This window comes from Spartinivicinus marinus (assembly GCF_026309355.1).
In the GTDB taxonomy this organism is placed as follows: Bacteria; Pseudomonadota; Gammaproteobacteria; order Pseudomonadales; family Zooshikellaceae; genus Spartinivicinus; species Spartinivicinus marinus.
Window position 1 is genome coordinate 1,481,508 of the sequence record NZ_JAPJZK010000001.1, and the last position, 12,274, is coordinate 1,493,781.

10 protein-coding genes are annotated in these 12,274 nt (G+C 39.4%); all 10 read right to left on the bottom strand.

The window, feature by feature from the left end; all coding sequences use genetic code 11:
* Window positions 1-65: 65 nt before the first annotated feature.
* Window positions 66-572, bottom strand: coding sequence for a GNAT family N-acetyltransferase (locus OQE68_RS06855; RefSeq protein ID WP_180570159.1), 507 nt, complete (start codon window positions 570-572; stop codon window positions 66-68).
* 40 nt (window positions 573-612) lie between these two features.
* Window positions 613-1,938, bottom strand: a complete 1,326-nt coding sequence (locus tag OQE68_RS06860; RefSeq protein ID WP_180570140.1) for a TRAP transporter large permease — start codon at window positions 1,936-1,938, stop codon at window positions 613-615.
* Window positions 1,939-1,972: 34 nt separating this feature from the next.
* A complete protein-coding gene (locus OQE68_RS06865; RefSeq protein ID WP_180570141.1) occupies window positions 1,973-2,509 on the bottom strand; it encodes a TRAP transporter small permease in 537 nt (178 codons plus the stop codon).
* Between the two features lie 57 nt (window positions 2,510-2,566).
* Window positions 2,567-3,550, bottom strand: coding sequence for a TRAP transporter substrate-binding protein (locus OQE68_RS06870; RefSeq protein WP_180570142.1), 984 nt, complete (start codon window positions 3,548-3,550; stop codon window positions 2,567-2,569).
* 364 nt (window positions 3,551-3,914) lie between these two features.
* Window positions 3,915-4,673, bottom strand: a complete 759-nt coding sequence (locus tag OQE68_RS06875) for a substrate-binding periplasmic protein (protein WP_180570143.1) — start codon at window positions 4,671-4,673, stop codon at window positions 3,915-3,917.
* A 259-nt stretch (window positions 4,674-4,932) separates the two neighbouring features.
* Entirely contained in the window at window positions 4,933-6,438 is a 1,506-nt protein-coding gene (locus OQE68_RS06880; RefSeq protein WP_180570144.1) for a CoA-acylating methylmalonate-semialdehyde dehydrogenase, read from the bottom strand.
* A gap of 138 nt (window positions 6,439-6,576) precedes the next feature.
* On the bottom strand, window positions 6,577-7,476 hold the full coding sequence (gene iolE, locus OQE68_RS06885; RefSeq protein ID WP_180570145.1) for a myo-inosose-2 dehydratase: 900 nt from the start codon (window positions 7,474-7,476) through the stop codon (window positions 6,577-6,579).
* A gap of 77 nt (window positions 7,477-7,553) precedes the next feature.
* Window positions 7,554-9,416: a 3D-(3,5/4)-trihydroxycyclohexane-1,2-dione acylhydrolase (decyclizing) gene (gene iolD, locus OQE68_RS06890; RefSeq protein ID WP_180570146.1), complete on the bottom strand. Its 1,863-nt coding sequence runs from the start codon at window positions 9,414-9,416 to the stop codon at window positions 7,554-7,556.
* A gap of 50 nt (window positions 9,417-9,466) precedes the next feature.
* Window positions 9,467-11,374, bottom strand: a complete 1,908-nt coding sequence (locus OQE68_RS06895; RefSeq protein ID WP_180570147.1) for a bifunctional 5-dehydro-2-deoxygluconokinase/5-dehydro-2-deoxyphosphogluconate aldolase — start codon at window positions 11,372-11,374, stop codon at window positions 9,467-9,469.
* Window positions 11,364-12,179 carry a 5-deoxy-glucuronate isomerase gene (locus OQE68_RS06900; RefSeq protein WP_180570148.1) on the bottom strand — a complete coding sequence of 272 codons (816 nt, stop codon included), beginning with the start codon at window positions 12,177-12,179 and terminating at the stop codon, window positions 11,364-11,366. Before OQE68_RS06900 ends, OQE68_RS06895 begins: the two co-directional genes overlap by 11 nt.
* Window positions 12,180-12,274 lie beyond the last annotated feature (95 nt).

The window sequence follows — 12,274 nt, forward strand, 5'->3', positions numbered from 1 at the left end:
ACTCTTTATAACCACTAGGCAAGAAATAAGAGTATTAGGCCAACTCTTCAGGCATTAGTTCAATTTTATGTTAACCATTTATACATAATATAGGTGTCTACAAACCCCTGCTTTTTATGTAGGTAACCTTTAGGTACTGTTCCTATTATAGAAAACCCTAGCATTTGCCATAATTTCACTGCCACTTCATTGGTCGAAACTACCGAATTAAACTGCATTGCTTTAAAACCTAGCGCTAGTGCTCGCTCCTGGGAGTGAATACACAACAGTTTAGCTATGCCCTGTCCTCTTGCTTGAAGTGTCACCATGTAACCACAATTGCAGATATGACTACTTGGGCCAGCAGCATTGGGTTTTAAATAGTAGGAGCCAAGGACTGTTTCTGCTTTTTCTGAATCATTAAGTGCTACCATCGCCTTAGCTTCTATTGCTACATGGGTTTCTAAAGGCTGTAAACACCACAACTCATAAGCTTGCTGCTTTGATATTGCTGGCTCAAACGCATAGGTTTCTTGCTCAGTTACAATGTGCTTAAAAGTCGGCCAAAATCCATCAAAGTCCTGCTGACTCATTGTTCTAATATACACTTTAGGGCACCTCTAGCTATCCTCATTAGTAATTATTCATTTGCTCAGGTAACCATAAAGCAATTTGCGGGAAAATACACATAAGTACCACAGCAAATAACATTAATAAGAAGAAAGGAAACGCATAGCCCGCGATAGTTAGTATGTTTTTATCAGTCAACGACTGAATGACAAATAAATTAAAACCAACAGGTGGTGTGATTTGCGACATTTCAACTACCACTACTAAATAGATTCCAAACCAGATAGGATTAATATCAACACTTTCAACAATAGGAAGAATAATAGACGTTGTCAGCACAACAACCGATATACCATCTAAAAAGCAACCTAAAATAACAAAAAAGACTGTAAGCACTGCTAACAGCAAAACTGGAGATAATTGTAGTTGACCAATCCAGTTCGCTAGTTCACGAGGAATGCCAGTAAAGCCCATTGCAGAGGTTAAGAACGCAGCACTTGCTAAAATAAAGATAATCATACATGAGGTACTTGTAGCCGCCATAATAGATTCAATAAAGCTTTGCGTTGATAAGGTTCCTTTCATTTTAGTAATAAATAGCGACAATATTACACCCACAGCAGCCGCCTCTGTAGGGGATGCAATACCAAAATAAATTGAGCCAATAAGACCACCAATAAGAAAAACAATAGGCAGTAATTTATTTAATGCAGCAACCTTCTCTTTAAAAGTATATTGTTCATCAGCTGTTATTTTGGTGTTTACTAAACCTCCACTTTTCGTTTTTTTTATTGTAGACTGGACTATTACATAGCTTGTAAACAACAATAATAGTAATAATCCTGGCACTATGCCCGCTATAAATAATCGAGCAATGGATTGGTCTGTAGCCGCACCGTAAACAATTAAAATAATTGAAGGTGGTATAAGTAGACCCAGAGTTCCAGAACCTGCTAACGTACCAATTGACAACTTTTCGTCATAGTTTCTTTTTGCCAACTCTGGCAACGTCATTTTACCTATTGTTGCAGTAGTCGCAGACGAAGAGCCTGAAACCGCAGCGAAAATACCACATCCCCAAATATTAACATGCAACAATCTGCCAGGCAGTCTCCCAAGCCAAGGAGCTAAACCTGCAAACATTGCTTCTGAGAGTTTATTTCGAAATAAAATTTCTCCCATCCAAATGAACATGGGTAATGATGCCAACTCATAAGAATTACTTGCTCCCCATATAGTTGTAACCAGAACATCACCGGGTGAAACAGGAGAGCCCAACACCATTGCAGTTAAAGCAACACAAATCAAAGCAATGGATACCCATACCCCAGCTGCCAGTAAAGCAAACAAAACTATGGTTAGAATGAGTGCAATTAAACCAATTTCCATTAGTTAACTTCCTAGAGATGAGTTTTTAAGCAGGTTACTCGGCATTAATTAATAATTGGTGTTTTACTGGCTGGCAACAAGCTTTTATTAAACCATCGATAGCCGCTATCATAAAGAATGCCACACCAATCAACATAGCTAATTGTGGAATCCATAGTGGGATTGGAATAATACCAGGCGTAACCTCAGAAAACTCTAAACTATCAATCATCAAATAATAGGTATAATAAGTAAAATATCCACTAACTATAACTGCTGTACTATAGCTAAAACACTCCAGTCGTTTTTGCCAACCTGCTCCCACTTGCTCAATAACGATTTTAACTCGAATATGTTGCCTATTATTCAAAGTAAAAGCTAAACCAAAAAATGACGCAGAAACAAGTAAGCAGCCGATGAAATCAGCTGCAGAAGGAACCATTAAACCAATAATTTCGCCCGTAAAAAGCTTATACAACTTATCAATAATACGTCCCAACACTTGAGCAAAAACAATAAGACAACTAGCAATCAAGCAGAAAGCAGATAAAAAACCACTAATTTTATATATTTTTTCCAGAAAGTATCTCATATATATTACTACTTAAACTGCGAAAATATAGCTATTAATCAGCGTTACTAATTAACGCTATAGCTGTTTAAAAATAGCTAAGGTACTTTTACCTTCGTCTCCTACATTATTAAGCCATTCTTTAGTCATAACGTGGCCTATGTAAGATAATTCAGAGTGCAACTTATCACTGGGATACACTACTTTCAGACCATTGGCTTTCATCACAGCTACTTTTTCGTTGGTTTCTTGTTCACTCATCTGCCAACCTCTCTCTTCAGCTTGCTTGGCTGCGGCTAATACGACAGCCTGAGCATCCTTACTTAACTTGGAAAATTGTTTAGCATTTACAATCACCATATTCTTCGGTATCCAGGCCTGAAAATGATGATAATGACTTAAAAAGTCCCATGCTTTCGTATTTGCGCCAATTGCTGGCGAAGTTATCATAGAATCGACCCTTCCCGTTGAAAACGCAGTAGCTATATCAGCTGCTTCTATTTGTGTGGGTATTGCTTGAAGTAATTGAGCAAGCCTTTCTGTATACTTGTTGTAAACCCTTAGCTTAAGGCCTTGTAAATCAGTTGCTGCCTTTACCTTCTTCTTAGCAAATAAACCCTGAGGCTGCCAGGGTACAGAAAACAGCAGTTTTAATCCCTGCTTTGATAGTTTTTCTTCTGTTCTTTTACGACTTGCTTGCCAGAGTTTTCTGGCCTGCTGATAATTGGTTGCCAAATATGGAATTGAATCGAGAGCAAAAAAACTATCCTCATTTGATAACCGCGACATTAAAACTTCACCAATTGGGACTATGCCACGCCTAACTGATTTCTTTATTTCTGGATGTTTTATTAACGATCCAGCACTATGAACAGTTATATTTAGTTCATTATTAGTCGCTTTTAGAACCTCATCAGCAAATAGTCGAATATTCCTGGTATGAAAAGTAGAATCACTATATGGGGTTGGCATATCCCAGCGCATTTCTGCATTGACAATAGCCGTGTTGAGCAATAATGCTAAGCATGCCGTAATGTAATAGAAGCTTCTACGAATTGTCATAACACACACCTTTTTTTTGATTGTAATTATTTACTTTCAGCAAATCCCATCTACATACTGCTGCAAGTATTAAATTCATCCAAAATCAAGGCGACAGTGTAAACCAGTGCCGTATAAATTGTCATCTATTCAACTTAAATGGAGATAATGGGCCTTAAATCTTAGAACCACCAAGATTTGTCAGAGCCTATCAGAAAATGAAGTACGATATTTAGCCTGAGAGCTCAGAATCGTTGATATCTGATGAAGTATTCCTTCTAGGGGGGAGTTCTTATGACAGCATCATAAAGCAATTACTTACAAACCAAATGATTTCACTATAAGATATAGTGTACAACGAATTCGGCATTCCCTTTCTTAACTTTTAAAGGTAATTACTCACTATTTCTTCAAGTTGTGACACTCCATACTTGCCTTTGTTTTCTTTTAACATATTTATTCCTTCTTGAAGTAATTCAACTGCTTTCTTATCAGAGTCTTTATTAAAAGCAAAAAAATTATCATTTTCACTCAAATTGTAAACAATCTCAAACTCATCTGACGAATATTGCAGCTTCCTAAAAATCCACCTTGCAGTAATATAGTTATATGCCCAAGCATCAATTCGACCTTTATAAAGCATTTTGGCTAAATTTTCTGGTTTATTTCCATAACTAAAATTATTGGGCTTTGCTCCAGCCTTAAGTGCTAGTTGATGACTAATATCATTTCGTATTGCACCAATCATAAATCTGGTTAAAGGGTTTTCGTCATCGACTATAATTCCACTATCCTTTTTTGCTATTAATACATTTTTAGTCTTTGCAAATGGACCTGCCCATAGAAACAGCTTGGATCTTTCTTTGCTAAAGCTCATGCTAAATAAAGAGGTATTTGCGTTCACTAGTACATTTTTATATCCTCTAGCCCAGGGCAGTATTTCAATACTGTTTCTACCGATAGCACAATTAACAAGCCTTGATGCAGCAACAAGAACATCCACTGCAATACCTTTAATTACCCCGTCGCTCGTCATATAGTTATAGGGTGGAAACTCCTCAGATATGAATTTAATTTTTTTCAGAGGACAGCTAACACATATAGCTGAAAGAAATATATAAATTACAAATAATAGTATACGCATTTTCAATAACAACTAATCTTGATTCTGTTACTAGTAGCATAGACTATCTCCTGCCTGTTAAAACTCCAAGTTGCTTGGATATACTCTTTGATTAACAGCGAAAAATACCACCACTGGTTTCAGTTAGCAAATAACTACGGTCACTCTCAATTACCAAAAAAGTTGCCCTACAATAATCAGTAGTTTCAATTGACTATAATGCTAATAAGAAAAACCCAGCAAGTTGCGATTTTTTTATTAGCAGAATTTGTGTATCTGTCTATTTCATTGTGGGCATTGAGAATTCTGCTCCTTGCACCGTTGCACTGTCAGGCCAACGAGAGGTTACCATTTTCATTCGGGTGTAAAAGCGTACTCCATCCGGCCCATGCATATGGAGCGGCCCAAATAGTGAACGCTTCCAACCACCAAAACAATGAAATGCCATAGGCACAGGAATAGGTACATTAACCCCCACCATGCCTACTTGAATATGCTGCGAATACTGTCTGGCAGCATTACCATCCCGAGTAAAAATAGCAGTTCCATTCCCATATTCGTGAGCATTAACTAATTCTACTGCCGTTTTTAAATCAGGTACCCGAACAACACATAAAACTGGGCCAAAAATCTCTTCCTGATAAATTTTCATATCAGGTTTTACATGGTCAAATAAAGTACCACCTACATAAAAACCATTTTCATTCCCTTTGCATACAAAGTCGCGGCCATCAACAACCAGCTTAGCTCCTGCAGCAACACCTGCATCAATATAGCTAACTACTTTATCTCGATGCTCTTTAGTGACTAATGGTCCCATATGATTTTCTGGGGTTTGACCAAGCCCTGGGCCAACTTTTAATTGCTCAACTTGAGGGATAAGCTTGTCAATCAACTGCTCTGCCACTTGGTCCCCTACAGCTACAGCAACGGAAATTGCCATACAACGTTCACCTGCCGAGCCGTAGGCTGCTCCCATTAATGCATTCACTGTCTGGTCTACATCAGCATCAGGCATTATTACCATATGGTTTTTCGCGCCACCTAGTGCCTGCGCGCGTTTCCCATGAGCACAAGCGGTTTGGTAAATATACTCAGCAATTGGCGTTGAACCAACAAAGCTAACCGCTTCAATACGGCTATCAGTTAGTAATACATCAACTGACTCTTTATCGCCATTCACTACATTAAAAACACCATCGGGTAATCCAGCTTCTTTTAATAACTCTGCCAGACGAATAGGACAAGTTGGGTCTTTTTCAGAAGGCTTTAATACAAAAGTATTCCCACAAGCTAGCGCAATAGGAAACATCCACATTGGTACCATAGCAGGGAAATTAAATGGAGTAATCCCAGCAACCACTCCCAAAGGTTGCATCATAGAATGACTATCAACATTAGTACCCACATTAAGTGAATGTTCCCCTTTTAATAAATGAGGAACCCCGCACGCAAACTCTATTACTTCAAGACCACGGGTCACTTCTCCTTGTGCATCGCTATATACTTTGCCATGCTCGGAGCTGATAATTTCAGCCAGCTCATTACGGTGTTTTTCTACCAACTCCTTAAATTTAAATAGCACTCTGGCACGGTTAAGTGGGGTAATACTTGCCCACTTTGTAAATGCATCAGCAGCCACACTAATTGCCTGTCGTGTTTCCGCTGCAGTTGATAACACCACTTCTGCAGTTTGTTTACCCGTAGCAGGGTTAAACACAGGAGCTACTCGTCCACTTTCACTGCTAGCCTGTACACCATTGATAAAATTATTAATTACTTGCATGTTTACAATTCCCCTTTCTCTTACCACCCGAATAAAACTGGCTATCGATTAAATGGAGTAATAGGGTATTCTGTAGCGTAAGAATATCCTATTACTCTATATTCAAAAGTTATTTAGAATATAATTATTTAGTACCAGTTAGCTAACAAGCTTTAGGCCAGCCTTTGATACTTGCTCAGCTAAATAGTGATAGCCCATTTTTGCGTAAGTTAATGGATCAGCTATCGCAGGGTCTTGCTCTGCTTCTACTACTAACCAGCCGTTATAATCATGCTCTCTTAATAATTGAAAAATACTAGGATAATCAATACAACCATCACCGGGTACAGTAAATACTCCCTGCAAAACAGCATTTAAAAAACTACTGTCAGTGTTTTTTGCCCACTGTAAAATCACTGGCCGAATATCTTTACAGTGCACATGGCAAATACGCTGAATATGTCGTTTAGCTGTTGCTAGTGGGTCCCCACCAGCATAAGTCAGGTGTCCGGTATCTAACAGTAAGCCAACAGACTTTCCTGTTAGTACCATCAATTGATCGATTTCAGCCTCGGTTTCAATCACAGTGCCCATATGATGGTGATAAGCAATTTTAACCCCTTCACTAAGGGTGTAATCTGCTAACTGCGTTAATCGATCTGCATAAGACTGCCAGTCTGCTTCAGCAAACACCGGTCGGCATGTTAGTGGAGTCTGTCTTTTACCGTGTATACAACCAGTCACTTCTGCAAATACCATTACAGAAGAACCCAGTGACCTCAATAATTGCAGGTGGGACTGAATAGCTGCAATTTCTTCATCTACAGTCCTCGTCATTAGCTGACCACTGTACCAGCCTGATACTAACTGCAGACCGTGCTTATCTAAGATTGGCCCTAATACTTCTGCCTCACGAGGAAATTTATTACCTAATTCAAAACCACTATACCCTGCCTGCTTTCCTTCAGTTAAACAAACTTCCAGGGGTGTTTCTGCCCCTAATGCTGGCATGTCATCGTTTGTCCAGGTAAGGGGATTAATTCCAATTTTTACTGCCATATTTTTACTATCATCCATAATTCATAATGATTTAATTTAAATAATTAATACTCAAAGAACCATATACGAAGAGTATTTTAATAAGGTTGTTGCTTTTTAGCTTTTTCATATTTGTCCCTTGCCTCAATGACTTCCTCACGTTGAGAGACCTCAGGTATAGCAACATCCCACCAAGACCCACCATCACTAGTTGTATGAACAGGATCAGTATTTAAACTGATGACATAGGTTTGATTGGCCTGTTTAGCTCGCATTAAAGCCGCTTCTAATTCTGTAATGCCTTGAACATGTTCAGCAATTGCTCCCATGGCCTGCGCGTGAGCAGCAAAATCAATGACAGGCGCTCCTGCTTCTATGGTTTTACAATCGGCTAATAAGTTATTAAAAGGTGCTCCTCCACAGGCTTGCTGTAATCGATTAATACAGCCAAAGCCACGATTATCTAATACTATAATAATTAACTTTTTTCCTAGCATAACTGAAGTAGCTATTTCTGAATTCAACATCATATAACTACCATCGCCTACCATCACAACCACGTCTCTATCTGGACAGGCCATTTTAACACCTAACCCACCAGCAATTTCATAGCCCATACAAGAGAAACCATATTCTACGTGATAACCTTTCGGATCTGCTGTTTTCCATAATTTATGTAATTCACCTGGCAAACCACCTGCAGCACATACCACTATATCTTTAGTATCTGTCGCTCGATTAACTGCACCAAGTACTTGAGCATCAGTGAGTAATAAGCTACCAGTACTTGCTGTTTTTTCATCGACTATTTTATTCCAGGCAACCATATTTGCTTGAGCAGTGGTTAGCCAGTCATTATTTATCTGTAATTTTTTATTTTCTTTTTTATCTAAAAAAATCTGCGACAATTGTTGCAATGCTACTTTTGCATCAGCAATTAAAGGGAGTGCATTGTGTTTTACTGCATCAAACTGAGCAACATTAATTTGTACAAGTTGCTGGTGGTCTTTCACCAAGGTACGAGAGCTTGTAGTGAAATCCTGCAATCGAGTACCTATTGCTATAATTAAATCGGCCTGCTCTGCTGTCGTATTTGCGGCTTGGCTGCCTGTTACTCCAATACTACCTAATTGGTTAGGATGATCCCAAGATAACGCTCCCTTGCCTGCTTGGGTTTCAGCCACAGGAATATTAAATAGTTGTGTAAATGAAGTCAGCTCTTCAATTGCCTCAGAATAATGTACGCCACCACCTGCAATAATAAGTGGTTTTTCTGCTTTTTCGATTGCCGTAACCACATCCATCAACTGTCGTTGATCCGGTGGCTGACGCAATATATGATGCACTTTAGGCTCAAAAAAGCTTACTGGGTAATCATAACTCATCGCTTGCACATCTTGTGGTAATGCTAATGTTGCTGGCCCACAGTTAGCAGGATCTGTTAATGTAGCAATCGCCACTGGCAAACTGGTAATAATCTGCTCTGGTCGGGAAATACGATCAAAATAACGAGAAACTGGCTTAAAACAGTCATTAGCGGTTATGGTTGGATCAGCAAAATTTTCTACCTGCTGCAAAACGGGATCAGGCAATCGACTAGCAAAAGCATCGCCAGGTAAAAGTAAAACCGGCAAACGATTAACATGAGCTAATGCTGCTGCGGTTACCATATTCGTCGCCCCTGGCCCTATAGACGTAGTACAAGCCATCATTCGTCGACGATTATTGGCTTTGGCAAATGCAATAGCAGCATGGGCCATACCTTGTTCATTATGAGCACGATAAGTCGGCAGTTGATCCTGTGCATGAAATAAAGCTTCACCCAGACCAGCTACATTACCATGACCAAAAATTGCAAAAACACCTTCAAATAATGGTAATTTATTTCCATTTATTTCAACAAACTGAGCAGCAAGATATTTAACCAATGCTTGAGCCATGGTTAACCGGACTGTATTCACCTTACTCTCCTATTTTTCTACTCGTTAAAGGCTTTATTCGATACTAGGGACTATTGTCTGCTAGCTCGCCACACATCAATTAATTGTTGATAATTATTCGCCACCAACTCAATAAACTGTTCATCTGTTATAACCTCTTTCAACCATTGGCGGGCTGCTTCAGCAAAAATACTTCTACCCACAGCGAACCCTTTTACAATTGGATACGCTGCAGCCGTTTTAAAACCTTTCTTTAATTCATTAACAGGGGAATCCAGGCCTAAAATAACCACACCACGACAATGGGGTGCTCTATTGGTAATTAACTGTTGGACCTGCTGCCAAGTTTGGCCAGATTGTGGTGGCAATTTCCACCAATCGGGATAAACGCCTAAATTGTAAAAGCGCTTTAATGCTCTTGGTATAGTGTCATCATTTACTTGTAAGTCTTTAGGTGGAATCACTTCAAGCAAAAATTCATGGCCACTGGCGCAGCAGTCTTCATATAACGAAATCACTTGCTGCTCCTGCTGATGACGTAGTGTTAACTCATCATCAGGATGATAAAAAACCAGGCACTTAACAATATGCTCACTTGGCCAACTGACTAAACGACTGCCTATGCTGGTTTTGCCTTCTAAATTTACAGGACGAGAACCAGGCAACTCTACTGGCCGACCAACCCACCAATCTTTGCCAGACACCTCATTTAAAGCTGCTCGACCAAAAGTGTCGTCAATTAATACACCAGGTGTCGTCAAACTTGCCTTGTCAGCACCCAACTGAGTAGCTTTTAATAATAATTTTTTAAGTACAGCAATTTTATTGTCTTTAGTCCCTGTTTCATTCACCATTTCAACAAATTGTTTACGATGATCAAAGGCCAGGGCACACACCTCATCCCAATTAACGGGGTGTCGAGTCGTGACTCGATGCAAATAATTTAAATGAGGATCTACATCAGGCCTGGAAATATTTTCAGCATTCGCTAAATAATAATTCAGCTCTTCTTCAGTAGGCGTGGCAGGTGCACAACCATGTCGCGAAACCACTATCGCCCCACAAGCATTAGCTAGCTGACAGCACTCTGTTAACGATTTATCTCTTAACCAACCGCTTAAAAAGCCACTCATAAAGGCATCACCAGCACCTAATACATTAAGCACCTCAACCTTTACTCCATGAACTGTTAAACCATCATCTAATTTTTCAGGAATATTATCTGGAAAAACACTGCAGCCTAAAGGTCCTCGCTTAACCACAAGTACAGCATCAGTTAGACGTCGTATGTTGCTTAGGCAATTAACCGTATTGGTAGAGCCACCAGCAATATGAAACTCTTCTTCTGTACCAACAATTAAATCACAATAGGGTAATATTGTCTGTAAATGCTGGGTAACGTTATCAGCAGATACAAACCGGTTTTCCCCTTCACCTAAACCTGTTAATCCCCATAATACTGGGCGATAATCAATATCCAGAATGACTTTGGTATTCTGTTCTCTCGCCCACTTCATCGCTTGTAAACTAGTATGAAATGTATGTTCTGTAGAGAAATGCGTACCTGTAATTAATAATGATTTGCTGGATGCAATAAATTCAGGATCAAAATCTTCCACACTAATTGCCATATCAGCACAATCATTACGGTAAAATATTAAAGGAAAAGTATCCTGATCTTTTATCCCTAACAGTACCAGCCCGGTTAATCGTTCATTGTCAGTTTTAACATGGCTAACATCAACACCGGCCCGGCTAAGCTCTTCTTTTACAAACCTCCCCATATGCTCATTACCCACGCGGGTTAACATGGCAGATTTTAAACCTAACCGAGCAGTGCCATAAGCAATATTACCTGATGAACCACCTAAATATTTTGCAAAAGAAGACTCATCTTCTAATCGACTACCAATCTGTTGGCCATATAAATCAACAGCAGCACGGCCAAGACATATGACATCCAAGTACTTAGTATTCATTACCCTTTAACTCCTCAGGAAACCAAATCTGTGCATCTGAGTTTTGAGTCCAGGTATGTTCTGGCGTAAACTCAGGCACGGTATAAGGGTTATCAGGCAGGTGACGTATCACCCAGGAATACCACATCCCATAACCAGGCGCAGTTGTTTGCGGGTGGTCATTCCCATCAAAAATTTTCACCGTATCAAACTGCTTTATTTTATATACATCTTCACCATGCTCAGCATGCCCATAACCTTGAGGATGGGTAAACCGATAATGATAAATTTCTGGTTGTGGATGATGATGCGGTGGGTAACTAGACCAACGTCCGGGCATCGTTACCACCTCACCTAATACTAGCTCAGCATTAGGGTCTGCATTATTAAGATCAAAAATGGTTCTGACAAAACGCAAACAAGCACCACCTACTTGACCTTTACCACGGTGTTCATTTGCTACATCGGTATAAATTTTATAAGCAAAGCGTTTCGTATTAGGCACCTGATAAACGGTAAACTCTGTATCAGACTGGCAATTAAACTGGACTATTGTCTGAGCTGAAACATGTATGCATTTTGGTGATTCATCAAATAACGATTGCCTGATTAATGTATAATTTTTTCCATCTACTTCAATTGTGACTTCACCACGCATCAACAACCAGGCAGTTTCAACTTCAGTTGTCGTATTATAGGCTTCGTTTGCAGATAGTTTATGTACAGCCAGTGCAATACCAGTATTATCTTCAGCCTCGTCATAACGGGTAATGTCAGTAATACCCAGAGGAAAACCTTCCCGATAGTTTTTGATGTGAATTGTCATTACAGTAAATTCCCTTCATCAGATTTTTTTGTACACGCAGAAAACTTGCCCTTTCCCTAGTCCTCTTCTTGAAAGCCATTACAAAAGTCAGCGGA

Coding starts and splice junctions, on each gene's coding strand:
- OQE68_RS06855 (WP_180570159.1), bottom strand. CDS start 572: ATGAGTCAGCAGGACTTTGATGGATTTTGGCCGACTTTTAAGCACATT.
- OQE68_RS06860 (WP_180570140.1), bottom strand. CDS start 1,938: ATGGAAATTGGTTTAATTGCACTCATTCTAACCATAGTTTTGTTTGCT.
- OQE68_RS06865 (WP_180570141.1), bottom strand. CDS start 2,509: ATGAGATACTTTCTGGAAAAAATATATAAAATTAGTGGTTTTTTATCT.
- OQE68_RS06870 (WP_180570142.1), bottom strand. CDS start 3,550: ATGACAATTCGTAGAAGCTTCTATTACATTACGGCATGCTTAGCATTA.
- OQE68_RS06875 (WP_180570143.1), bottom strand. CDS start 4,673: ATGCGTATACTATTATTTGTAATTTATATATTTCTTTCAGCTATATGT.
- OQE68_RS06880 (WP_180570144.1), bottom strand. CDS start 6,438: ATGCAAGTAATTAATAATTTTATCAATGGTGTACAGGCTAGCAGTGAA.
- iolE (WP_180570145.1), bottom strand. CDS start 7,476: ATGGCAGTAAAAATTGGAATTAATCCCCTTACCTGGACAAACGATGAC.
- OQE68_RS06895 (WP_180570147.1), bottom strand. CDS start 11,374: ATGAATACTAAGTACTTGGATGTCATATGTCTTGGCCGTGCTGCTGTT.
- OQE68_RS06900 (WP_180570148.1), bottom strand. CDS start 12,179: ATGACAATTCACATCAAAAACTATCGGGAAGGTTTTCCTCTGGGTATT.